Annotated in this window: 19 protein-coding genes; 9 read left to right on the top strand and 10 right to left on the bottom strand. The window is 65.9% G+C overall.

Annotated features, from left to right (window positions below):
* Nucleotides 1–20 precede the first annotated feature (20 nt).
* Nucleotides 21–1,802: a glycoside hydrolase family 15 protein gene (locus ACZK33_RS18535; RefSeq protein WP_423175300.1), complete on the top strand. Its 1,782-nt coding sequence runs from the start codon at nucleotides 21–23 to the stop codon at nucleotides 1,800–1,802.
* Nucleotides 1,799–3,163 (top strand): alpha,alpha-trehalose-phosphate synthase (UDP-forming), encoded by a 1,365-nt coding sequence (otsA, locus tag ACZK33_RS18540; RefSeq protein ID WP_032128815.1) that lies wholly within the window; start codon nucleotides 1,799–1,801, stop codon nucleotides 3,161–3,163. Before ACZK33_RS18535 ends, otsA begins: the two co-directional genes overlap by 4 nt.
* A 125-nt stretch (nucleotides 3,164–3,288) precedes the next feature.
* Here otsA and ACZK33_RS18545 read toward each other — a convergent pair whose 3' ends face one another.
* From ACZK33_RS18545 to rluD, 4 genes are read right to left on the bottom strand one after another with little or no spacing between them, the layout of a single operon-like run.
* The gene (locus ACZK33_RS18545) at nucleotides 3,289–3,726 is read right to left on the bottom strand and encodes a thiol-disulfide oxidoreductase DCC family protein (RefSeq protein WP_423175301.1); all 438 of its coding nucleotides are present in this window, start codon (nucleotides 3,724–3,726) and stop codon (nucleotides 3,289–3,291) included.
* On the bottom strand, nucleotides 3,701–4,213 hold the full coding sequence (locus ACZK33_RS18550) for a DUF4166 domain-containing protein (protein WP_423175302.1): 513 nt from the start codon (nucleotides 4,211–4,213) through the stop codon (nucleotides 3,701–3,703). The genes ACZK33_RS18545 and ACZK33_RS18550 overlap by 26 nt, the downstream gene beginning before the upstream one ends.
* A gap of 14 nt (nucleotides 4,214–4,227) precedes the next feature.
* Nucleotides 4,228–4,998 carry a peptidoglycan editing factor PgeF gene (pgeF, locus tag ACZK33_RS18555; protein ID WP_032128817.1) on the bottom strand — a complete coding sequence of 257 codons (771 nt, stop codon included), beginning with the start codon at nucleotides 4,996–4,998 and terminating at the stop codon, nucleotides 4,228–4,230.
* Nucleotides 4,998–5,987 (bottom strand): 23S rRNA pseudouridine(1911/1915/1917) synthase RluD, encoded by a 990-nt coding sequence (gene rluD, locus ACZK33_RS18560; RefSeq protein ID WP_285302854.1) that lies wholly within the window; start codon nucleotides 5,985–5,987, stop codon nucleotides 4,998–5,000. Before rluD ends, pgeF begins: the two co-directional genes overlap by 1 nt.
* A 113-nt stretch (nucleotides 5,988–6,100) precedes the next feature.
* On the opposite strand from rluD, the gene ACZK33_RS18565 reads away from it, so the two are divergent.
* Together ACZK33_RS18565 and ACZK33_RS18570 are read left to right on the top strand one after the other, a co-directional pair.
* Nucleotides 6,101–6,988: an outer membrane protein assembly factor BamD gene (locus tag ACZK33_RS18565; RefSeq protein WP_029379759.1), complete on the top strand. Its 888-nt coding sequence runs from the start codon at nucleotides 6,101–6,103 to the stop codon at nucleotides 6,986–6,988.
* Nucleotides 6,989–7,178: 190 nt separating this feature from the next.
* A complete protein-coding gene (locus ACZK33_RS18570) occupies nucleotides 7,179–8,381 on the top strand; it encodes a lipase family protein (RefSeq protein WP_423175303.1) in 1,203 nt (400 codons plus the stop codon).
* Between the two features lie 281 nt (nucleotides 8,382–8,662).
* On the opposite strand, the gene ACZK33_RS18575 is transcribed toward ACZK33_RS18570, so the two are convergent.
* From ACZK33_RS18575 to sucC, 3 genes are all read right to left on the bottom strand, one after another.
* Nucleotides 8,663–10,297, bottom strand: a complete 1,635-nt coding sequence (locus ACZK33_RS18575) for an NAD+ synthase (RefSeq protein ID WP_182266598.1) — start codon at nucleotides 10,295–10,297, stop codon at nucleotides 8,663–8,665.
* Between the two features lie 224 nt (nucleotides 10,298–10,521).
* Nucleotides 10,522–11,397: a succinate--CoA ligase subunit alpha gene (gene sucD / locus ACZK33_RS18580; protein ID WP_005410793.1), complete on the bottom strand. Its 876-nt coding sequence runs from the start codon at nucleotides 11,395–11,397 to the stop codon at nucleotides 10,522–10,524.
* 20 nt (nucleotides 11,398–11,417) lie between these two features.
* A complete protein-coding gene (gene sucC / locus ACZK33_RS18585; protein ID WP_004154430.1) occupies nucleotides 11,418–12,587 on the bottom strand; it encodes an ADP-forming succinate--CoA ligase subunit beta in 1,170 nt (389 codons plus the stop codon).
* Between the two features lie 405 nt (nucleotides 12,588–12,992).
* Here sucC and ACZK33_RS18590 point away from each other — a divergent pair, with 405 nt between their 5' ends.
* Both ACZK33_RS18590 and ACZK33_RS18595 read left to right on the top strand, forming a co-directional pair.
* Entirely contained in the window at nucleotides 12,993–14,606 is a 1,614-nt protein-coding gene (locus ACZK33_RS18590; protein WP_049401617.1) for a sensor histidine kinase, read from the top strand.
* A 60-nt stretch (nucleotides 14,607–14,666) separates the two neighbouring features.
* Complete coding sequence (locus ACZK33_RS18595) at nucleotides 14,667–16,040, top strand: sigma-54-dependent transcriptional regulator (protein ID WP_032128822.1); 1,374 nt, start codon at nucleotides 14,667–14,669, stop codon at nucleotides 16,038–16,040.
* Between the two features lie 521 nt (nucleotides 16,041–16,561).
* Here the strand turns inward: ACZK33_RS18595 and pilB are convergent.
* From pilB to ACZK33_RS18610, 3 genes are all read right to left on the bottom strand, one after another.
* Nucleotides 16,562–18,289: a type IV-A pilus assembly ATPase PilB gene (gene pilB, locus ACZK33_RS18600; protein WP_279943325.1), complete on the bottom strand. Its 1,728-nt coding sequence runs from the start codon at nucleotides 18,287–18,289 to the stop codon at nucleotides 16,562–16,564.
* A 128-nt stretch (nucleotides 18,290–18,417) separates the two neighbouring features.
* Nucleotides 18,418–18,828, bottom strand: coding sequence for a pilin (locus ACZK33_RS18605; protein WP_080355120.1), 411 nt, complete (start codon nucleotides 18,826–18,828; stop codon nucleotides 18,418–18,420).
* A gap of 232 nt (nucleotides 18,829–19,060) precedes the next feature.
* Entirely contained in the window at nucleotides 19,061–19,567 is a 507-nt protein-coding gene (locus ACZK33_RS18610) for a pilin (protein WP_333581698.1), read from the bottom strand.
* A gap of 340 nt (nucleotides 19,568–19,907) precedes the next feature.
* Here ACZK33_RS18610 and ACZK33_RS18615 point away from each other — a divergent pair, with 340 nt between their 5' ends.
* The 3 genes from ACZK33_RS18615 to coaE are packed head-to-tail and all read left to right on the top strand — an operon-like array spanning nucleotide 19,908 to nucleotide 22,662.
* Complete coding sequence (locus ACZK33_RS18615) at nucleotides 19,908–21,167, top strand: type II secretion system F family protein (RefSeq protein WP_049401613.1); 1,260 nt, start codon at nucleotides 19,908–19,910, stop codon at nucleotides 21,165–21,167.
* An 8-nt stretch (nucleotides 21,168–21,175) separates the two neighbouring features.
* On the top strand, nucleotides 21,176–22,039 hold the full coding sequence (locus tag ACZK33_RS18620) for a prepilin peptidase (protein ID WP_032128827.1): 864 nt from the start codon (nucleotides 21,176–21,178) through the stop codon (nucleotides 22,037–22,039).
* A gap of 11 nt (nucleotides 22,040–22,050) precedes the next feature.
* The gene (gene coaE, locus ACZK33_RS18625; protein ID WP_423175304.1) at nucleotides 22,051–22,662 is read left to right on the top strand and encodes a dephospho-CoA kinase; all 612 of its coding nucleotides are present in this window, start codon (nucleotides 22,051–22,053) and stop codon (nucleotides 22,660–22,662) included.
* Nucleotides 22,663–22,683 lie beyond the last annotated feature (21 nt).

A 22,683-nucleotide genomic window follows, 5' to 3' on the forward strand; every position in this document is an offset into this window, starting at 1 on the left:
CAACCGAGATGTACCGCGTGATGACCCAACCCGATCTTGATCTGGGCGTGGTCGGCAACGGCAGCTTCGGCGCCCTGGTCGACAAACGTGCCCGCGTTGTCTGGAGCTGCCTGCCCACCTTCGACGGCGACCCCACCTTCTGTGCCCTGCTCGGCCCCAACCAGCAGACGGGTGGCGACTTCGCCATCGAGCTAGAGGACTTCGCCAGCAGCGAGCAGGAATACCTGACCAACACCGCGATCCTGCGTACCGTGCTGCGCGACGTGCACGGTGGTGAACTGGAAATCCTTGATTTCGCCCCGCGCTGGCGCCAGAACGACCGTTTCTACCGACCGGTCAGCCTGATCCGCCAGGTACGACCCCTGGCCGGCAGCCCACGCATCACCGTGCACGCACGGCCACTGGCCGACTGGGGCGCACGCGTGCCCGAGTCCACCTGGGGCAGCAACCACGTGCGCTGGATCCTGCCCGAACACGTGCTGCGGCTGACCACCGACGTGCCGGTGCGCTTCATCCGCGATGGCCTGCCGTTCGTGCTCAACCATCCCATCCACCTGATCCTGGGCGTGGATGAATCGCTCAACCGCTCGATCAGTGGCTATGTGCAGGAAGCCTTCCAGCGCACCCGCGACTACTGGCGCGAATGGGTGCGCTACCTGTCCATTCCGCTGGAATGGCAGGACGCGGTAATCCGCAGTGCGATCACCCTGAAGCTGTGCCAGTACGAGGACAGCGGCGCGATCATCGCGGCAATGACCACCTCCATTCCGGAAGCGCCCGGCAGCGTGCGCAACTGGGACTACCGTTACTGCTGGCTGCGTGATGCCGCGTTCGTGGTGCGCGCACTGAACCGCCTCGGCGCAACGCGCACGATGGAACAGTTCCTCGGCTATATCTTCAACCTGGCCACCACCGACGGCACGTTGCAGCCGCTGTATGGCATCGGCTTCGAGGCCAAGCTGGACGAGGACGAAGTACCCAGCCTGTCCGGCTACCGTGGCATGGGCCCGGTGCGGCGCGGCAACCTGGCCTGGGTGCAGCGCCAGCACGATGTCTACGGCAGCGTGGTGCTGGCGTCCACGCAGTTGTTCTTCGACCGCCGCCTGCAGGACCCGGGCGATGCGCACACCTTCGCCCGCCTGGAACCCCTGGGTGAACAGGCGTTCGCCCTGCACGACGTACCCGATGCCGGCCTGTGGGAATTCCGCGGCCGCACCGAAGTACATACCTACACCAGCGCGATGTGCTGGGCGGCGTGCGACCGCCTGTGCAAAATCGCCGTGCGCCTGAAGCGCGATGACCGCGCCCATTACTGGCGCGAGCGTGCCGACACCATCCACGCGCGCATCATGGCCGAATCCTGGAGTGAGGAGCTGGGCCACTTCACCGACACCTTTGGTGGCCATCGGCTGGACGCCTCGTTGCTGCTTCTGGCCGACATCGGCTTCATCGACGCGATGGATGCGCGCTTCATCGCCACCGTCGACGCCATCGGGCGCGACCTCAAGCATGGCAACTCGCTGTACCGCTATGTTGCACCGGATGACTTCGGTGAGCCGGAAACCAGCTTCACCATCTGCACCTTCTGGTACATCGATGCGCTGGCGGCGATTGGGCGCATGGACGAAGCACGCGGGATGTTCGAGCTGCTGCTGAAACAGCGCAACCACCTGGGCCTGCTGTCGGAGGATCTGGCCTTCGACAGCGGCGAGGCCTGGGGCAATTTCCCGCAGACCTATTCGCACGTCGGCCTGATCACCGCCGCAATGCGCCTGTCGCGGTCCTGGCAGGAGGCATCGTGAGTCGTCTGGTGGTGGTTTCAAACCGCGTGGCGGTGCCGGGCGAGAACCGCGCCGGCGGCCTGGCGGTGGGCCTGCTGGCCGCGCTGAAGGAACGTGGCGGCATGTGGTTCGGCTGGAGCGGCAAGAGCGTGCGCGACGGCAGCGGCACGCTGCACACGCAGAAGGATGGCGATATCGAATTCGTCACCCTCGACCTGAGCAAGCGCGAGGTGGATGGCTACTACAACGGTTTCGCCAATCGCACCCTCTGGCCGTTGCTGCACTTCCGCCTGGATCTGGTCGACTACGACCGGGGCACCCGCGAGACCTACCATAAGGTCAACGCACTGTTCGCCGACAAGCTCGCGCCGCTGCTGCGCGAGGACGACATCGTCTGGATCCACGACTACCACCTGATCCCGCTTGGTGCGCTGCTGCGCGAGCGTGGCATCGGCTGCCGCATCGGCTTCTTCCTGCACATCCCGATGCCGTCGGCCGACCTGCTGCAGGCCATGCCCGACCACCTTCGGTTGTTCTCCGCGCTGTACGCCTACGATCTGGTCGGCTTCCAGACCCAGCGCGACGCCGATCGCTTCCAGACCTACCTGCGCCTGTTCGGCGGCGGCCGCGTGCTCGACAACGGCGAGCTGGAAGCACCGGGCGGGCGCCGCTTCCGTGCGGCGGCGTTCCCGATCGGCATCGACACCGAGCTGATCGCGCGACAGGCCGGCACCGCCGCCACCAAGGCCGCTGTGAAGAACCTGCGCAACAGCCTGCGTGACCGCCAGCTGGCGATCGGCGTGGATCGCCTGGACTATTCCAAGGGCCTGCCCGAACGCTTCCTCGGCTTCGAGCGCTATCTGGAGCGCCATCCGGATCAGCGCGGCTCGCTGACCTACCTGCAGATCGCCCCGGTCTCGCGCGGCGATGTCACCGAGTACCGGCAGCTGCGCAGCCAGCTGGAACAGATCGCCGGGCACATCAACGGTGGACACGCCGAACCGGACTGGACGCCGCTGCGCTACGTCAACCAGAACTTCACCCATGCCACGCTGACCGGCTTCTACCGGGCGGCGGCAGTAGGCCTGGTCACGCCGCTGCGCGATGGCATGAACCTGGTAGCCAAGGAGTACGTGGCGTCGCAGGACCCGGAAGACCCCGGCGTGCTGGTGCTGTCGCTGCTGGCCGGCGCCGCCGACGAACTCAAGCAGGCGCTGCTGGTGAACCCGCATGATCTGGACGGCGTGGCCGACGCCATCGCCACCGCGGCAACCATGTCGCTGCGCAGGCGCAAGGAACGCTGGCACGCGATGATGGAGCACCTGCGCACCTACGACATCAACCACTGGCGCCGCAGCTATCTGGACGCGCTGGAAGGCTGACGAGGCCGCGCCTGTAGCGTCGAGCCTGCTCGACTGGCTCTTGTAGAGTCGAGCCATGCTCGACTGCTATCGGCAGGGAAAAAAAACCCAGTCGAGCATGGCTCGACTCTACAGAAGGCCGGCGGTCAATCCAGGAACCGCGCGGCCTGCTCCGGTGCGGGCAGGTAACAGGCATCATGCCGCCCGAACCAGCGGTAGCGGTTGCGGGCCAGCGCGCGGTACGCCGCATCACGCCAGCCGCGCGGCACCGTCCGCAGCACGCCGGTCAGGCGCCAGACGCCACCCAGCCCAGCCAGTACGCGCAGGATGGCATCGGTATCGGTCCAGGCGCCCTGTGCGTCCAGCAGCAGGAACGACATCGGGTCCTGCGGGTCCAGCCCATGCGCGCGCAACATCGCGCTGCCCTGCGCGCCCTGCATCGCCGCAAAGCGGTAGCGCCCCTTGCGATCGAAACGCAGCAGGAAGCGCACCCACCGGTTGCACAGCGCGCATACGCCATCGAAAACGATCACCGCGCTGCCGGCCTCGGCGGCGGAATCACTGCGGTTCGAGCCAGCCTTCATAGCGGATCAGGGCTCCGGCCCAGGGCAAGGTCACATCGACCAGGAAAGTGTAACGCTCACCCTGCCAGGCTTCGCGGCAACGCACACCACCAAACCAGCGCCTCGGCAGCGGCAGCAGCCCGAACGCCCAGACCCGCCGCACCGACCAGTCGATGCCACCGTCGCGGGCCTGCAGATCAAATTCGAAGCGCACCGCGCCCAACTGCTCGCGCAGGTACCCCTCGTGCGCCCACAGCCGCGACACCATCGGCCAGCGGCCAAACCGCCTCGCCCATTGCTCGCCCTGCCCGTGGGCACTGAACGCCACTTCGGTGGGCAGCGCGTCGCCGTCCTTCGGCAGCTGCGCCAACGCGGCCAGCAGCGGCACCAGCCAGTGCCGCCCTCTCACGATGCGCGCCTGCCCCACGTAGCGGCACGGCAACGGCGCGGCATGCAGCGCCTGCACCGGCGTGGCCAGGGTGGCGAAGGCCGGCCCCAGCACGCGCATGAACAACGGCGTGGTCAGGGCGCGATCCAGGCCAGGGTCGCCATGCGCCCGGTGCGACGGTCGCGCCGGTGCGAATACAGGTCGGGATCGGCCATCGTCGACACCGTGCCGCCATACACCTGCGCCGGGTCCATGCCCGCCGCCTGCAGGCGCTGACGTGCCAGGGCGAACAGGTCCACCTTCCAGTGCCCCTGGCGTGTCGCCACAAACGCCGCCTCGGCCGCCGGATCATGGCCGACGAAGGCGTGGAAGACCTCTTCGCCGATCTCGTAGTCGGCCGGCCCGGCCGCCGGGCCCAGCCACGCGCGCAGCTGCGCGGGCGGGGTCTGCATGGCGGCCACGGTGGCCTCCAGCATGCCGTCGGCCAGCCCGCGCCATCCAGCGTGAGCGGCGCCCACCTCGCTACCGTCGGCAGCGGCGAACACCACCGGCAGGCAGTCGGCGGTCAGGATCGCCAGCACCACGCCGGGCACCGAGGTCACCGCAGCGTCGGCCACCGGTTCGCTTGCGCCTGGCACCGGCGGCGTTGTGAAGCGCAGCACCGTGCTGCTATGCACCTGGCGCAGCCAGTGCGGTGCCGAGGGCAGCGCCAGCCCCTGCTGCAGCAGCTGGCGGTTGTGCTCCACGTTGGCCGGGGTATCACCATCGGCCGCGTGCCGGTTGCCCAGGTTGAACTGCGCGAACGGCGCCGGCGAAATGCCCGCACCGTGCCGACGCGTGGTCAGCGCATGGACGCCCGGAGGCGCCGGCCAGTCCGCCTGCAGCAAAGGCAACGCGGCGGCCATCACCAGCGGTCCCGCTCGCGTGCGGCGAAGGCTTCGCTGTCTTCGCGCAGCACCTTCAACAGGTGCAGCATGTCGTCCGGCACCGGCGCGGTGTTGCGCACCGGCTCACCGGTGATCGGGTGCGTGAACTCCAGGGTCTCGGCGTGCAGGGCCTGGCGCTTGAAGCCGCGCAGCGCGGCTACCAGCTCATCGCTGGCGCCCTTGGGCAGCTTCAGCGCACCGCCGTACAGCGGGTCACCGATGATCGGATGGCGCACATGCGCCATGTGCACGCGGATCTGATGGGTACGGCCGGTTTCCAGGCGGCATTCCAGCGCAGTGTGCGCACGGAAGCGCTCGCGCAGGCGGTAATGGGTGATCGCTTCCTTGCCATCCTCGCGCACGGCCATCTTCAGGCGGTCGCGTGGGTGGCGGTCGATCGGGGCATCGGCGGTACCGCCGGCCACCAGCGCGCCCATCACGATGGCCAGGTACTGGCGGTGCACGTCGCGTGCGGCCAGCTGCTCGACCAGCGCGGTCTGCGCTTCCAGGGTCTTGGCCACCACCATCACGCCGCTGGTGTCCTTGTCCAGGCGGTGCACGATGCCGGCGCGCGGCAGCACCGCCACCGACGGGTCGCGGAACAGCAGGGCGTTGACCAGGGTGCCGCTGTGGTTGCCCGCACCCGGGTGCACCACCAGGCCGACCGGCTTGTTGATCACCAGCAGGTGCTCGTCCTCGAACAGCACGTCCAGCGGGATGTCCTCCGGCTGGGCGTCGGTCTGGGTCTCGAGCACCACGTTGAGGGTCACGAGCTCGCCGCCGCGCAGCGGATCGCGCGGGCGCACCTGGGCGCCGTCCAGCAGCACCTCACCGGCCTTGATCCACTCGGTCAGGCGCGAACGCGAGTATTCGGGGAACAGTTCGGCCACCACGGCGTCGAAACGACGGCCGGCCGCGGTGTCGGGGACGATGGCCTGGCGGGCCGATTCAGAGGGTTGTTCAGACATGGCAGGGGGCATTCTTTGAAATTTTGGGGTCCCGGCGGCCGGTTTCAGTCGCTGGACAGGACACTAGGCTATCATCGACCCTTCGTATTCCAGCCGCGTCCCGCCTCGACCCCATGATCCGACGCTCCGCCATGCTCTCCGCGCCCGTCCGCCTCACCGCCCTGCTGCTGGTGCTGGTCATCGCCGCCACCGGCTGCCACCGTGGTGCCAAGAAGGGCGATCGCCCCGATGAAGGGACGCCGGTCGAACAGTTGTACGAGAAGAGCCACAAGCTGATGCAGGGTGGCAACTGGAGCGGCGCCGAAGCCAGCTTCCGCCGCCTGGTGGCCCAGTATCCGTACGGTCCGTACACCGAGCAGGCGATGATCGAGACCGCCTACGCCCAGTACAAGGCCGGCAAGCACGATGACGCGGTGTCCAGCATCGACCGCTTCATCCGTACCTACCCGACCCATCGCAACATCGCGTACCTGTACTACCTGCGCGGCCTGGCCAACTCCAACCGCAGTACGGTTTTCCTGCGCCGCGTATGGTCGCTGGATGCCAGCCGCCGCGACCTGTCCACGCCGCACCAGGCGTATTCGGACTTCAACATCGTGGTGGACCGCTACCCCAACAGCCGCTACGCCGCCGATGCGCGCCAGCGCATGCTGGAGCTGCGTGACGTGTTCGCCCAGCATGAGCTGGACAACGCCCTGTACTACATGCGCCGCGGCGCCTGGGTCTCGGCCGCCGGCCGCGCCAACTACCTGCTGGAAACCTACCCGCAGAGCGCGTTCCAGTACGACGCCGTGGCTGTGCTGGCCGATTCCTACACCCACCTGGGCAACAAGACCCTGGCCGACGATGCCCGCCGCGTCCTGCAGCTGAACCAGCCGGACCACCCGTGGCTGGAAGGCAAGTGGCCGAAGTACCCGTGGATGATCCGCAAGCTGAACCCGTTCGCCGGCGAGAAATCCGCCAGCACCGGCCAGCGCAACGCGCGACTGGAAAAGAAGTAAGAGAGGGCCCCGAAAGGGGCCTTTTCTTTGTCGGTAGATCCACGCCATGCGTGGATGGTTCGTACGCCCATGGACCACGACACTAGGAATTCTTTGAATTCCCGGCGGATGCGACGCCGGTCGCATCCCGCTCCGGCGACGCCCTCCACACTGCGGCGCAACGGCCATCCCGGTCGTGAAGGAGCGCCCCATGACCCTACCGCCCCGCCGTTTCCGCCCCCTCGCCTGCCTCTTCGTCACCGCCCTGCTGGCGCTGTCCTCGGCCCCCCTGGCTGCCGCACCGGGTGCACCGGGCGATCTGCTGTCTGCTACCCCCTATCGCGCGTCATGGGTGCCGTCCAAGGCTGCGCAGGCCTACAAGCTCCACTACCGCACCCCGGATCTTCGCGGCCAGCTGGCCGAAGGCACCGGCCTGCTGTACCTGCCCCCCGGCGCGGCTCCAGCGGGCGGCTGGCCGGTGGTGTCCTGGGCACATGGCACCCAGGGCATCGCAGATCGCTGCGCGCCCTCGGTGTCCGGCCCCTACCAACCCGAACGCGACAGGCGCTTCCTCGATCAGTTCCTGGCCCAGGGCTATGCGGTGGTCGCCGCGGACTACCAGGGGCTCGGCAGCCCCGGCGAGCATGCCTATCTGCATGTGCGCACGGCCGCGCGCAATGCCATCGACCTGGTCAAGGCCAGCCGCCAGTACCTGGGCAACGCAACGCTGTCGCCGCGCTGGGTATCGGTTGGTCATTCACAGGGTGGCGCTGCAGCCCTCACAGCCGGGCATCTGGCGCCCACCTATGGTGGCCCTTCCCTGCACTACCGCGGCAGCTTCACCACCGGCACGCCCACCGCCGTCGAGCTGACCGCGCTGGTGATGAAGCCGGACAACCGCACCGCCAATCCTGGCGCGCTCAACGCGTATCACGCGTATCTGCTCGACGGTCTGTTGCAGGTTGCGCCACAGATCGACCGCGTCCTCAGCGACACCGGTCGCGCCCGCGTGGCAGTGGCACGCGAGCAGTGCCTGGGCGAACTGGCCACCACGCTGGACGGTGCGGATACCGGCAGCATGTTCACTGCACCGCTGACCAGCGTGCCGGGCATCTGGGCGGTGCTGTACGACTATCTCGGCGTACCGCGCCGCGGCTTCAGCCAACCGCTGATGCTGGGCCACGGCAGCGAGGACCGCGATGTGCCCTATCTGACCACCCTGCTGTATGCCGCAGGCCTGGCCCTGCGAGGCGAGCCGGTCGCGTTCCGGCGTTACCCGGTCGACCACCGCGGCACGCTGGACGCGGCGGCGACGGATGGCCTGGCGTTTGTGCGGGCACGGCTGGGGGACGGACGCTTCAACGACGCTGCGGAAACCGCCAGCCTCGAACAGCTGCTTGAGGACGCCCAGTAGATCCACGTCATGCGTGGATACGCGGTATGCGGGGTTGCCGGCCAGCGGCCGGCACTACCGAACGCAGTAGATCCACGCCATGCGTGGATGCACGGTACACGGGTTGCCGGCCAGCGGCCGGCACTACCGAACGCAGTAGAGCCACACCATGCGTGGATGCGCGGTATACGGGTTGCCAGCCAGCGGCCGGCACTACCGAACGCAGTAGAGCCACGCCATGCGTGGATGCGCGGTATGCGGGGTTGCCGGCCAGTGGCCGGCACTACCCGCCAACCGCAGCTTCAGCCCTTGTAGCCGTTGCTGATCGGGTAACGACGCTCGCGGCCAAATGCCCGGCGCGAGACCTTCGGCCCCGGCGCGGCCTGGTGCCGCTTCCACTCGCTGATGCGCACCAGGCGCAGCACCCGGTCGACCACGGCCGCGTCGTAACCGGCCGCAACGATCTCCGTGCGCGACTGCTCCTGGTCGATGTAGCGGTACAGGATGCCGTCCAGCACGTCATAGGCCGGCAGCGAATCCTGGTCCAGCTGGTTCTCGCGCAGCTCGGCCGACGGCGGGCGGCTGATCACCGCCGGCGGGATCACCGGCGCGCCGCCCACGGTGTTGCGCCACTTGGACAGCCCGAACACTTCGGTCTTGTACAGGTCCTTCAGCGGCGCATAGCCACCGCACATGTCGCCGTAGATGGTGGCGTAACCCACCGCGTATTCGCTTTTGTTGCCGGTGGTCAGCAGCAGGCCACCGAACTTGTTGGCCAGCGCCATCAGGATCACGCCACGGCTGCGCGACTGCAGGTTCTCTTCGGTCACGTCCGGCGCAGTGCCTTCGAACATCGGCGCCAGCGATTCCATCAGGCCCTTGAACGCCGGCTCGATCGATACCGCCTCCAGCTTCACGCCCAGTGCCTGGCACTGTTCGGCGGCCAGGTCGTTGGACAGGCCCGCGGTATAGCGCGACGGCAACCGCACCGCGGTGACGTTTTCCGCGCCCATCGCGTCCACGGCCATGGCCAGCACCAGCGCCGAATCGATGCCGCCGGACAGGCCCAACCACACCTTCTTGAAGCCGTTCTTGCGGCAGTAGTCCTGGATGCCACGGGTCACAGCACGCCAGGCCAGCGCGTCCATGCTCTCGTCGCCGTCGTCCATCCACACGTGCGGCATGAAGCGGCGGGTTTCACCCTCGTACTCCACCACCAGCCACTGGTCGACGAAGGCGGCGGCGGCCGGGTGCACGGTGCCGTCGCCATCGGCCACCACCGAGGCGCCGTCGAACACCAGCGCGTCCTGGCCACCGACCACGTTGAGGTAGGCGATCGCCGCCCCGCTCTCACGGGTGCGTGCGGCCAGCACTGCATCGCGCTGGGCATGCTTGCCACGCTCGTAGGGCGAGGCATTCGGCACCACCACCAGCTGCGCACCGGCGCGCACGGTATCGGCCAGCGGCTCGGCGAACCACAGGTCCTCGCAGATCAGCAGGCCGACCGGAATGCCGTTGACCTCGAACACGCAGCTGCCGCCATCCGGATCGACATCGAAGTAGCGGCGCTCGTCGAACACCGCATAGTTGGGCAGCTCGCGCTTGCGGTAGGTCTGCTCGACCAGGCCGTCACGCAGCACGCTGGCGGCGTTGTAGACCACCGCACCGGCCGCCTGCGGCCAACCGACCACGGCGGTGATGCCACGGCAGGCAGCAGCGATGCGGGCCATCGCCTGCTCGCACTCGTACAGGAAGCCCGGGCGCAGCAGCAGGTCTTCCGGCGGATAACCACTCACCGCCAGCTCGGGGAACATCACCAGCTCGGCGCCGTACTCGTCGCGCGCCTGGCCGATCATCTCGATGATGCGCTCGGTGTTGCCGGCGACATCGCCGACCGGGAAGTCGAACTGCGCCATCGCGATGCGGATCGAAGCCATGGGAATCCAGCCTGTGGTTGCAATGTGCCCATTGTAGCGCTGCGCCATGCGCGCGCCGGGCGCGCTCACTGCGTGGACAGCCCCGGCTCAGTAGATCCACGCCATGCGTGGATGGGGTTACCGGGATGGTCAGGGCACCAGACGCAGAAAGGCCGCCCGGAGGCGGCCTTTCTGTTTGAAGCAAGAGCGTCAGTCGAGCATGGCTCGACTCTACACAAGCGGTCTTATTTCACCAGCTTGGCGATGGCAGCGCCCAGGTCGCCCGGCGAGCGGACGGTGACAACACCGGCAGCTTCCATGGCGGCGAACTTGCCTTCAGCAGTGCCCTTGCCGCCCGAGGCGATCGCACCGGCGTGGCCCATGCGCTTGCCGGCCGGAGCCGACGCACCGGCGATGAAGCCGACGACCGGCTTCTTCACGTGGTTCTTGATGTACTCGGCGCCGGCTTCTTCAGCGTCACCGCCGATTTCGCCAACCATGATGATGCCTTCGGTCTGCGGGTCTTCGTTGAACAGCTTCAGGCAGTCGACGAAGTTCAGGCCGTTGATCGGGTCACCACCGATGCCGATGCAGGTGGACTGGCCCAGGCCGACTTCAGTGGTCTGCTTGACCGCTTCATAGGTCAGGGTGCCCGAACGCGACACGATGCCGATCTTGCCCGGCTGGTGGATGTGGCCCGGCATGATGCCGATCTTGCACTCACCCGGGGTGATGACGCCCGGGCAGTTCGGCCCGATCAGCACGGTGTCCGGATGCGAACGGGTCAGCACGTTCTTGACGCGCAGCATGTCCAGCACCGGGATGCCTTCGGTGATGCAGACGATGACCTTGATGCCGGCAGCAGCGGCTTCCAGGATCGCGTCGGCCGCGTACGGCGGCGGCACGTAGATGACCGAAGCGTTGGCACCGGTGCTCTGCACGGCGTCGGCAACGGTGTTGAAGACCGGCAGGTCGATGTGGGTGGTGCCACCCTTGCCCGGGGTCACGCCGCCAACAACCTGGGTGCCGTACTCGATCATCTGAGTGGCGTGGAAGGTGCCCTGCTGGCCGGTGAAGCCCTGCACGATCACCTTGGTGTTCTTGTTAATCAAAACAGACATGGGAATTCCTTGGTGTCGAATCAGGCAGCGTTCTTGACAGCTTCAACGATCTTCTTGGCGCCATCGTTGATGTTGTCAGCCGGGATGATGGCCATGCCGCTGTCACGCAGCAGCTGCTTGCCTTCTTCCACGTTGGTGCCTTCCAGGCGCACCACGACCGGAACCTTGACGCCCACTTCCTTCACGGCGGCGATGATGCCTTCGGCAATCATGTCGCAGCGGACGATGCCGCCGAAGATGTTGACGAAGATGCCTTCGACCTTGTCCGAGGACAGGATCAGTTTGAACGCTTCAATGACGCGCTGCTTGTTGGCACCGCCGCCCACGTCCAGGAAGTTCGCCGGCTCGCCGCCGTTGAGCTTGATGACGTCCATGGTGGCCATGGCCAGGCCTGCGCCGTTGACCATGCAGCCGATGTTGCCGTCCATGGTGACGTAGTTGATGTCCAGCTCCGAAGCGATCACTTCGGTCGGATCTTCCTGGGTCTTGTCGCGCATGGCGACCAGAGCCTTCTGGCGGAACGCGGCGTTGTCGTCGCTGTCGAACTTGCCGTCCAGCGCGTACAGGTTGCCGTCGTCCAGGATGGCCAGCGGGTTGATTTCAACCAGCGCCAGGTCCTTTTCGTTGAACAGGCGGTACAGGTTCACCATGATGCTGGCGAACTGGCCGGCCTGCTTGGCGGTCAGGCCCAGCTTGAAGCCGAAATCACGGCCGTGGTAACCCTGCACGCCTTCGACGAAGTCGACGTTCAGCGAGTGGATCAGCTCCGGGGTTTCAGCGGCGACCTGCTCGATCTCCACGCCGCCTTCCGAAGAGGCGATGTAGGTGATGGTCTTGGTGCCACGGTCGACCAGCACCGACAGGTACAGTTCCTTGACGATTTCGCCGGCGGTGGTCACCAGCACCAGGTTGACCGGCAGTTCAACGCCAGCGGTCTGGTAGGTGGCCATCTTGGTGCCGAGCATCTTGGCCGCAGCGGCCTTCACGTCGTCGGTGGTCTTGCAGAACTTGACGCCGCCAGCCTTGCCGCGGCCGCCAGCGTGGATCTGCGCCTTGACCATCCAGGGGCCCTGGCCCAGGGAGTTGGCAGCGGCAACCGCTTCGTCCGGGGTCGCAGCGACCTTGCCGGCCGGGACCGGGATGCCGTACTCGGCAAGCAGTTGTTTTGACTGGTATTCGTGGAAATTCATGCGTCACCGTGGGAATAGGAACGACCGCACGCAATTCCTCAGGGCCCCGGCGGGGCGCCGGCATGGACCGCGGCGGGCCCACTATTGTGGCCGAGCCAGCGCCGGGGCGCAAAGAAGTCTGTACAAAACGCCGCACCCGGCCAGATTTCCACCGCCATTCAGGCAGTTGCGCCCGGGCCGGCGCTGACCACCGGTATCCACGGCAGGCCAAATGCGCGATCCGGGTGGCTCCGGCGGCGTCCTGCCGGGGGCCCTATACTGGTCAACCAAGGTGTGTAGTGTCGGGCTTGCCCGGCGGCTTCCACCGCAGGCCACATAGAAGCGACGAACCCGCCCGGCTTCAGGGGATGCCAGGCAGGGCCGCCGCAGATTCCAGACCCAGGCAGCCAGAAGGGGAGTTCCGGCGTGTCACCCAGTGCTTCATTGATCGACCGCATCGAATCGATTCCGCGGCGTGAGCTGTACTTCTTCGCGCTGTACCGGGTGCTGATCGCCGCGGTCATCGCCGGCCTGCTCTACAGCCCCCTGTCCGGCATGGTCGGCGAGGCCCATCACCCGCGTCTGGCCGATACCGTCGCGGCGATCTATCTGCTGCTGTCGCTGCTGGCCCTGGCGATCGGCCGCAACGAACGCTGGCTGCGCCCGATCGTGGTCAGCAGCGTGCTGGTGGACATCATCGCCGCCACCTTGCTGGCGCATGCCCTGCCCGGTGCCAGCGCCGGCATCTCGATGTCGCTGCTGTTCAACATCGCCGCCGCCGCCACCCTGCTGCCGCTGAGCTGGGGCCTGGGCCTGGCGGTTGCAGCCAGCCTGGCCACCGGTACCGAATACCTCTGGAAGGTGCTCGAAGGCGGTGACCCCACCCGCACGCTGGCCGAGCTGGCCATGTTCGCCACCAGCTACCTGGCGCTGGCCTTCATCAGCTACCAGGTGGGCAACCGCGCGCGCCGCAACCAGCAGCTGGCCAACCAGCGCGGCGACGAAGTAGCCAACCTGTTCCAGATCAACGAACTGATCATCCGCCGCATGCGTACCGGCGTGCTGGTGGTGGATGCCGACAACCGCATCACCCTGGCCAACGAAGCGGCCTCGATGCTGCTCGGCGACAACGACGGCATCGGTGAGACGGGACGCCTGGATCTGGCCAGTGCCGCGCCGGAACTGGCGCGCCGTCTGCAGCGCTGGCGCAACGGCTGGGCGCAGGACGAACTGCCGCTGCAGCTCAACCCCGACCAGCCGGAAGTGCAACCGCGCTTCGCCCGCCTGCTGGCCGGCAGCGAACTGGCGCTGGTATTCCTGGACGACTCCAGCGTGGTCTCGCGGCGCGCCGAATCGCTCACCCTGTCGGCGATGGGCCGCTTCTCGGCCAGCCTCGCCCATGAAATCCGCAATCCGCTGGCGGCGATCAACTACGCCGTGCAGCTGCTGGAGGAAGGCACCGGTTTCAACGAAAGCGACCGCCGCCTGCTGCAGATCATCCGCCAGCAATGCCAGCGCACCAACGGCATCGTCGAGAGCGTGCTGGGGCTGGCACGGCGCGAGCGCGCCACACCCGAGAACGTCGACCTGGTCGCCTTCGTGCGCCGCTTCGTGCTGGAGTACAAGCAGGGCCAGACGCTGGAAACCGACAGCATCGAACCGATCATCAGCGACACGGCGGTGATGGCGCAGGTCGACAGCAAACACCTGTACCAGGTGCTCACCGTGCTGGTTCACAACGCACTGAAATACGGCCGCATCGGCCAGCAGCCGGCACGCGTGCGCCTGCGCGTGGCGCAGCACGAGCGCAGCGCGGTGATCGACGTGATGGACCGTGGCCCCGGCATTCCCGAGAGCGTGGCCGCACAGCTGTTCCGTCCGTTCTTCACCACCTCCGAGCATGGCACCGGGCTGGGCCTGTATATCGCCCGCGAGTTGTGCCGCGCCAACCAGGCACGGCTCGACTACATCCCGGTGCCGGCAGGAGGCTCGTGCTTCCGCCTGGTGCTGCCCGGCCCGCACACGCTGTTGCCCACCTGATTCCAAATCTGTGCGTCAAACATTTGTCGCTTCCAGCCCCCTCGTTTATCTTTCACGCCCATGAACGAAACCCGCAGCGCCCTCGTCGTCGACGATGAACGCGACATCCGCGAACTGCTGGTACTGACCCTCGGCCGCATGGGGCTGCGCATCAGTACCGCCGCCAACCTGGCCGAAGCGCGCGAGCTGCTGGCCAGCAATCCGTACGACCTGTGCATCACCGACATGCGCCTGCCCGATGGCAACGGCATCGAGCTGGTCAGCGAGATCGCCCAGCACTACCCGCGCACACCGGTGGCGATGATCACCGCATTCGGCAGCATGGACCTGGCCGTGGAAGCGCTGAAGGCCGGCGCCTTCGACTTCGTCAGCAAGCCGGTGGACATCTCGGTGCTGCGCGGCCTGGTCAAGCACGCGCTGGAACTCAACAACACCGAACGCCCTGCGCCCGGCCCCGCCACCGAACAGGCTGCACGCCTGCTCGGCGCTTCGCCGGCCATGGACGTTCTGCGCACCACCATCGGCAAGGTCGCGCGCAGCCAGGCACCGGTCTACATCCTCGGTGAATCGGGCGTGGGCAAGGAACTGGTCGCGCGCACCATCCACGCCCAGGGCGCGCGTGCGGCTGGTCCGTTCGTGCCGGTCAACTGCGGTGCCATTCCCGGCGAGCTGATGGAGAGCGAATTCTTCGGCCACCGCAAAGGCAGCTTCAGCGGCGCCCATGCCGACAAGCCGGGCCTGTTCCAGGCTGCACACGGCGGCACCCTGTTCCTGGACGAAGTGGCCGAGCTGCCCCTGCAGATGCAGGTGAAGCTGCTGCGCGCGATCCAGGAAAAGTCGGTGCGTGCGGTCGGTGCAGCCAACGAAGAACCGGTGGACGTGCGCATTCTCTCGGCCACGCACCGTGACCTGGCCGAACTGGTCGAGGACGGGCGCTTCCGCCACGACCTGTACTACCGCATCAACGTGATCGAACTGAAGGTGCCGCCGCTGCGCGAGCGCCGCCAGGACCTGCCGGAACTGGCTGCCGCCGTGCTGGCGCGGCTGGCCCGAAGCCACGGCCGTGCCACACCGCTGCTGGCGCCGTCCGCGCTGGAAGCGCTGGCCCACTACGCGTTCCCGGGCAACGTGCGCGAGCTGGAGAACATTCTGGAGCGCGCGCTGGCACTGGCCGAAGAAGACCGCATTGGTGCCGACGACCTGCGCCTGCCGCAGCACGCCCCGCGTGCGCCCGGCGGCGCAGCACCCGCAGAAGCCGTGGCAGACCTGCAGCCGGGCGGTGCCGCCCTGCCCTCGTACATCGAGCAGCTGGAGCGCAGCGCCATCCAGCGCGCGCTGGAAGAGAACCGCTGGAACAAGACCCGCACGGCTGCGCAGCTGGGGATTACCTTCCGCGCGCTGCGCTACAAGCTGAAGAAGCTGGGGATGGAGTAAGGGCCGAACGGCCCTGGTAGGCGCCAACCTTGGTTGGCGTGCGCCGCCGCGCCATCCACGCATGGCGTGGATCCACCCACCAACGCGGTAGTGCCGGCCGCTGGCCGGCAACCCAATACATCGCGTCATCCACGCATGGCGTGGATCTACCCTCCAACGTGGTAGTGCCGGCCGCTGGCCGGCAACCTCATGCATCGCGTCATCCACGCATGGCGTGGATCTACCCACAACGCGGTAGTGCCGGCCGCTGGCCGGCAACCCCCATGCATCGCGTCATCCACGCATGGCGTGGATACACCCACCAACGTGGTAGTGCCGGCCGCTGGCCGGCAACCCCCATGCATCGCGTCATCCACGCATGGCGTGGATCTACCCACCAACGCGGTAGTGCCGGCCGCTGGCCGGCAACCCAATGCATCGCGTCATCCACGCATGGCGTGGATCTACCCACAACGCGGTAGTGCCGGCCGCTGGCCGGCAACCCCATGCATCGCGTCATCCACGCATGGCGTGGATTTACCTCAATCCTTGGTAACGCGATTGATCTCGGCCAGGCTGGTCACGCCCGCTGCCGCCTTCTTCAACGCCGACTGCCGCAGGTCATTCACCCCGATCTGCTGCGCCGCCTCGGCAATCTGCAGCGCGTTGCCACCGGCCAGCACGATCGTGGCGATCTCATCGGTCATCGGCATCACCTGGTAGATACCGGTTCGGCCCTTGTAGCCCTCGGTGCACTCATCGCAGCCCACCGCCTCGTACAACTGGATGCCCGCATCCAGCTGCGCCTGGGTGAAGCCCTCGGCCAGCAGGGCGTGCTCCGGCAGGTTGGCCGGTCGCTTGCAGTTGCCGCACAACCGGCGCGCCAGGCGCTGGGCGATCACCAGCGTCACCGAGCTGGTGATGTTGTATGGCGCGATGCCCATGTTCATCAGACGCGCGATGGTCTGCGGCGCATCGTTGGTATGCAGCGTGGACAGCACCATGTGGCCGGTCTGCGCCGCCTTGATCGCAATCTCGGCCGTCTCCAGGTCGCGGATTTCGCCGACCATGATGATGTCCGGATCCTGTCGCAGGAACGAGCGCAGCGCTGCAGCGAAGGTCATGCCGCGCTTGTTGTTCTGCTGCACCTGGTTGACGCCGGGCAAGCGGATTTCCACCGGGTCTTCGGCGGTGGAGATGTTGCGCGTCTCATCGTTCAGGATGCCCAGCGCGGTATACAGCGACACCGTCTTGCCCGAACCGGTCGGGCCGGTCACCAGCACCATGCCGTACGGCTTGTGGATGGCGTCGTGGAACAGCTTCTGCTGGTCCGGCTCGTAGCCCAGCTTGTCGATGCCCAGCTTGGCCGCGCTGCCATCGAGGATACGCAGCACCACCTTCTCGCCGAACAGGGTCGGCAGCGTGCTGACGCGGAAGTCGATCTGCTTGCTCTTGGACAGGTTGAGCTTGATGCGGCCGTCCTGCGGCACGCGCTTCTCGGCGATATCCAGCTGCGCCATCACCTTCAGGCGCGCGGCGATGCGCTGGTTCAACTTCACCGGCGCGCGCGCCACCATCTTCAGCAGGCCGTCGATGCGCAGGCGCACGCGGTAGTCGTCTTCGTAAGGCTCGAAATGGATGTCCGATGCGCCCTTGCGGATGGCATCGACCAGCACCTTGTTGACGAACTTCACCACCGGGGTGTCGTCGCCCTTGGCGTCGATGCCGGAGTCGCCCCCCGCGTTGTCTTCGTCGCCCAGTCCAACGTCGAGGTTGGCCATGCCCTCGTCGTCGCCGCCCAGCGCATCGCCGATGGTGTCGTGGCTGGCGTGCCACTGCTCCAGCGTGCGGCGGATCTGGTCTTCATCGACCAGGATCGGTTCCACCACCAGATTGGTGTGGAACTTGATCTCGTCCAGCGCATGGGTCGGGTTGCTGGTACCCACAAACAACTTGCCACCGCGCTTGAACAGCGGCAGCACGTTGTGTTTGCGCAGCAGCTCCTCGCTGACCAGGCTCATCGCGTTCTGGTTGGCGTCGAAGGTGGACACGTCGAACAGCGGCATGCCGAACTCGACCGCGTTGGCGGCGGCGAGCTGCGAGGCGCTGACCAGCTTGTTCTGCGCGAACCACGTAGGCAGCGGCTGACGGGCGGCCGTGGCCTTGGCCATGGCGTCGCGGGCGGAGGCCTCGTCCAAGGCGCCGTCCTGGACCAGGCGGCGGGCCAGGCCGGTGATGCCGACGAGGTTTGGGGTGGTGACTGTGTTCATCGCTTTTACTCCTACTCCCCAGCGGAGGTTACCGGAGCGTCTAGCTGGTTGAAAGCACTCGAACGAATGGATCAAACAATTTAACCAAGATCCCACAGGTGCCAACGGACCATGACACTAGACATGTCTCAACGACACTCCGGCGGGATGTACTTCCTCTCCCCGTCGACTGTGCTACACCGCCAGCGGACCACTTCATTGGGATTGTAGGATGGTGCAAGCTGCAAGGTAATCGCGCCTGCTTTCACGGTGGTTCTAACCGTAAGCACCCCATTGCCTGAGCAGCTCATCGAGGCGACATTCTCTGTCCCAGAAGCAAGCGCATCGACACCGAGACAAGCAGATGAATCCAGCGCGTTCTTGTTGTTTACATTTTCGGTGACGGTGACTTTGGCATACGAGGCGAGAACAATGGCCTCGGAAACCCGTGCCTTAACGGTGTAGTTCTGATAGGCCGGCAATGCAATCGCCGCTAGGATTGCAAGAATTGCGACGACTATCATCAACTCAATGAGGGTAAAGCCGCGTTGAACATTCATACCCTGTGCCTCCCCATGGCACGAAACAGAAAAATACTGCCCCCACCCACTCTCGACTGTGAGCGTCGCTCAGAATTGGGCGAACACGCAGTCAACGAACAGGTAGTAGGAAGGTGCTTTCCCGGCCAAGGAGCTCCCCTGTTGGCCATCTTCCACATTGCGAGCCAAGAAATGAAAATGGGGGGCAGCTGCCCCCCATCTTTTTAGTCAAGCTCTGGCATCAAGGCCGATATCAGCCACCCGAACCGCCACCCGAACCGCCACCCGAACCGCCACCCGAACCGCCACCCGAACCGCCACCACCAGCAGCGGCAGCGCGGCACTCAGCCGGGTAGTACTTCGCTGCACTACCGCTACCAACACACTTCCAGGTGGTACCAACTGCACCGGCCTGCGCAGTCGGGGTGTAGGTCAGCACAGTGCTCTTGCCCTTGTCTGCGGTCATGGTCACCGCAATGGCACCAGAAGCGGGCGTGCAGGTCATTGAGGCAACGTTGGGATTGTTTGCTGGGATAGCAGTATCCACGCCGACGCATGCGTCAGCAGGAACCGCGCCGCCATTGTTTGCAATGTTTTCGGCAACAGTAGTCTTTGCACCGGATGCCAACACGGCCGCCTCTGAAACGCGGGCACGGACGGTGTAGTCCTGGTATGCCGGCAGAGCAATCGCGGCAAGAATGGCGATGATCGCAACAACGATCATCAATTCAATCAGGGTGAAGCCCTTTTGGTTCTTCATGGTGATACATCCCCAAGATAAGTGGTGATTAGATTCGAGTGCCCGGCCGAGCAGGCCGACGGTCCCGCGGGTGGAGCAACGCAGGTTGCATGCCAACTCCCGGCATGCCTCCCCCTGGATTTCCCCGAAGCAATGATGGCAGCAATTCTGCGGATGGGAACCCCCCCCCCAGTCGTTTTTGCGATGGACACAACAATGTGACGCTTTGCGTCACCTTCCGCCACAGAGTGCCAAGAACCCTGTGCTGCGTCACGTTGGCAGTCTCCCCTGATCGCTCCGAACCCGCTAACATCCCTAGCCATGGTGCCCGCCTGGGGATGGCGGGCCTTGGGGAGCTAACATGTCTGTCAGTCGCAGTGCGATCAAGAGTGGGTCTGTGGCGCGAGGCGCCATGGAATTGCAGCCGTTTGTCTGGGAGGGGACCGACAAGCGGGGTATCAAGATGAAGGGCGAGCAGCTGGCGAAGAATGCCAACCTGCTACGTGCCGAGCTTCGGCGTCAAGGAATCAACCCAAGCCAAGTAAAACCAAAGCCCAAACCTCTGTTTGGCAGTGCCGGCAAGGCCGTCAGCGCAAAGGACATATCCTTCTTCAGTCGTCAGATGGCGACAATGATGAAGTCGGGCGTTCCGATCGTTTCTGCACTGGAGATCATCGGCAGCGGGCATAAGAACCCGCGAATGAAAAAGATGGTCGACACAATCCGCACGGATATCGAAGGCGGCTCCTCTTTGTACGAGGCCATCAGCAAGCACCCTGTCCAATTTGACGAACTCTACCGCAACCTAGTAAGAGCAGGTGAAGGCGCAGGTGTCTTGGAGACCGTGCTCGACACGGTTGCCACTTACAAAGAGAACATCGAAGCCCTCAAGGGGAAGATAAAGAAAGCCTTGTTCTATCCGGCGATGGTTGTGGCGGTCGCAGTCATAGTATCTGCCATTCTGCTGATGTTCGTTGTTCCCCAGTTCGAAGAAGTCTTCAAGGGATTTGGTGCCGAGCTGCCGGCGTTCACTCAGATGATCGTCGCTGCCTCCCGCCTGATGCTGTCGTGGTGGTGGCTGTTGTTAATCCTGACCGTCGGGTCGGTAATTGGGTTTGTCGTGGCATACAAGCGATCCCCAAAGCTGAAGCATGGCTTGGACCGTACCATCCTCAAAGTTCCGGTGATCGGCCAGATCATGCACAACAGCTCGATCGCCCGTTTCGCCCGCACCACGGCAGTGACATTCAAGGCTGGCGTGCCGCTGGTGGAGGCCCTGGGCATCGTGGCTGGCGCCACAGGTAACAAGGTCTATGAGGAAGCCGTACTGCGAATGAGGGACGACGTCTCGGTGGGCTACCCGGTCAACATGGCCATGAAGCAGCTGAACCTGTTCCCGCACATGGTCATCCAGATGACCGGCATCGGCGAAGAGGCGGGCGCCCTGGACGCCATGCTGTTCAAGGTGGCTGAATACTACGAGCAGGAAGTGAACAATGCCGTGGATGCCTTGAGCAGTCTGCTGGAACCGATGATCATGGTGTTCATTGGTACCATTGTCGGCGGTATGGTCATCGGCATGTACCTGCCCATCTTCAAACTCGGCGCCGTCGTCGGCTAAAGGTATCAATGGCATTTCTCGACCAGCACCCCGGCCTCGGCTATCCCGCCGCGGCCGCCCTGGGACTGCTGCTGGGCAGTTTCCTGAACGTGGTCATCCTGCGGCTGCCCAAGCGGCTGGAGTGGCAGTGGAAGCGCGATGCGCGCGAAGTCCTGGAGGAACCGGACTTCTATGAACCGCCCCCACCGGGGATCGTGGTGGAGCCGTCGCATTGCCCGCACTGCAAGCACAAGCTGAGCTGGTACGAGAACATCCCGCTGTTCAGCTGGATCATCCAGGGGGGCAAGTGCCGCCACTGCAAGGCGCCGATCTCGCTGCAGTACCCGCTGGTGGAGGCGCTGACCTCGGTGCTGGTGCTGGCCTGCGTCTGGCAGTTCGGCTTCGGCTGGCAGGGCTTCGGCGCCATCGTGCTGACCTGCTTCCTGATCGCCCTGTCCGGCATCGACCTGCGAACGCAGCTGCTGCCCGACCAGTTGACCCTGCCGCTGATGTGGCTGGGGCTGATAGGCAGCATCGACAACCTCTACATGCCGGCCAAGCCCGCCCTGGTGGGCGCGGCGGTAGGCTACCTGTCGCTGTGGACGGTCTGGTGGCTGTTCAAGCAGCTGACCGGCAAGGAAGGCATGGGCCACGGCGACTTCAAGCTGCTGGCGGCCCTGGGCGCCTGGTGTGGCCTGAAGGGGATCCTGCCGATCATCCTGCTGTCGTCGGTGCTGGGCGCCATCATCGGTTCGATCTGGCTGTACAGCCGGGGCCGTGACCGCGCCACGCCCATCCCGTTCGGGCCCTATCTGGCCATCGCCGGCTGGCTGTACTTCATGTGGGGTGCGCCACTGGTGGAGCAGTACCTGGTGATGAGCGGGCTGCGCTGAGGGGAGTCCCCATGAGCCGCTATGTGGTTGGCCTGACCGGAGGCATCGCCTCCGGCAAGAGCGAGGTGACCCGGCGCTTTGAGGCGCTGGGGATCGTGGTGGCCGACGCTGATCTGGCCGCACGTGCCGTGGTGGCTGCCGGCAGCCCGGCGCTGGCCCGCATTGCCGAGCGTTTCGGCGCCGACATGCTGCTGGCCGATGGCGGCCTGGACCGGGGGCGCCTACGCGCCCACGTGTTTGCCGACCCCGCCGAGCGGACGGCGCTGGAAGCCATCACCCACCCCGCCATCCGTCGGCTGATGCAGCAGCAGTGCGAGCAGGCTGAGAGCCCCTATGCGATTGCCGCGATTCCGCTGCTGACCGAGGTGGGTGGGCGGAAAGCCTACCCGTGGCTGGACCGGGTGCTGCTGGTGGATGCGCCCGAAGCCGTGCAGCATGCGCGGCTGATGCAGCGCGATGGCATTGATGCCGCGCTGGCCGACCGGATGATTGCTGCGCAGGCCAGCCGCGCGCAGCGGTTGGCGCTGGCCGATGACGTGGTGGTCAATGATGGGCAGCCGGAGGACCTGCAGGTGCAGGTGGAACAGCTGCATGCGCGGTATCTGGGGTTGGCCGGGGGGTGAGGCCTGGTTGCCGGCCAGCGG

The sequence above is a fragment of the Stenotrophomonas sp. 86156_Sma genome, from assembly GCF_056481625.1.

Excerpts from the sequence above, each read along its gene's own strand:
- ACZK33_RS18535 (WP_423175300.1), top strand. The coding sequence starts at position 21 with ATGACCCAACCCGATCTTGATCTGGGCGTGGTCGGCAACGGCAGCTTC.
- ACZK33_RS18545 (WP_423175301.1), bottom strand. The coding sequence starts at position 3,726 with ATGAAGGCTGGCTCGAACCGCAGTGATTCCGCCGCCGAGGCCGGCAGC.
- ACZK33_RS18550 (WP_423175302.1), bottom strand. The coding sequence starts at position 4,213 with ATGCGCGTGCTGGGGCCGGCCTTCGCCACCCTGGCCACGCCGGTGCAG.
- pgeF (WP_032128817.1), bottom strand. The coding sequence starts at position 4,998 with ATGGCCGCCGCGTTGCCTTTGCTGCAGGCGGACTGGCCGGCGCCTCCG.
- rluD (WP_285302854.1), bottom strand. The coding sequence starts at position 5,987 with ATGTCTGAACAACCCTCTGAATCGGCCCGCCAGGCCATCGTCCCCGAC.
- ACZK33_RS18565 (WP_029379759.1), top strand. The coding sequence starts at position 6,101 with ATGATCCGACGCTCCGCCATGCTCTCCGCGCCCGTCCGCCTCACCGCC.
- ACZK33_RS18570 (WP_423175303.1), top strand. The coding sequence starts at position 7,179 with ATGACCCTACCGCCCCGCCGTTTCCGCCCCCTCGCCTGCCTCTTCGTC.
- ACZK33_RS18575 (WP_182266598.1), bottom strand. The coding sequence starts at position 10,297 with ATGGCTTCGATCCGCATCGCGATGGCGCAGTTCGACTTCCCGGTCGGC.
- sucD (WP_005410793.1), bottom strand. The coding sequence starts at position 11,397 with ATGTCTGTTTTGATTAACAAGAACACCAAGGTGATCGTGCAGGGCTTC.
- sucC (WP_004154430.1), bottom strand. The coding sequence starts at position 12,587 with ATGAATTTCCACGAATACCAGTCAAAACAACTGCTTGCCGAGTACGGC.
- ACZK33_RS18595 (WP_032128822.1), top strand. The coding sequence starts at position 14,667 with ATGAACGAAACCCGCAGCGCCCTCGTCGTCGACGATGAACGCGACATC.
- pilB (WP_279943325.1), bottom strand. The coding sequence starts at position 18,289 with ATGAACACAGTCACCACCCCAAACCTCGTCGGCATCACCGGCCTGGCC.
- ACZK33_RS18605 (WP_080355120.1), bottom strand. The coding sequence starts at position 18,828 with ATGAATGTTCAACGCGGCTTTACCCTCATTGAGTTGATGATAGTCGTC.
- ACZK33_RS18610 (WP_333581698.1), bottom strand. The coding sequence starts at position 19,567 with ATGAAGAACCAAAAGGGCTTCACCCTGATTGAATTGATGATCGTTGTT.
- ACZK33_RS18615 (WP_049401613.1), top strand. The coding sequence starts at position 19,908 with ATGTCTGTCAGTCGCAGTGCGATCAAGAGTGGGTCTGTGGCGCGAGGC.
- ACZK33_RS18620 (WP_032128827.1), top strand. The coding sequence starts at position 21,176 with ATGGCATTTCTCGACCAGCACCCCGGCCTCGGCTATCCCGCCGCGGCC.
- coaE (WP_423175304.1), top strand. The coding sequence starts at position 22,051 with ATGAGCCGCTATGTGGTTGGCCTGACCGGAGGCATCGCCTCCGGCAAG.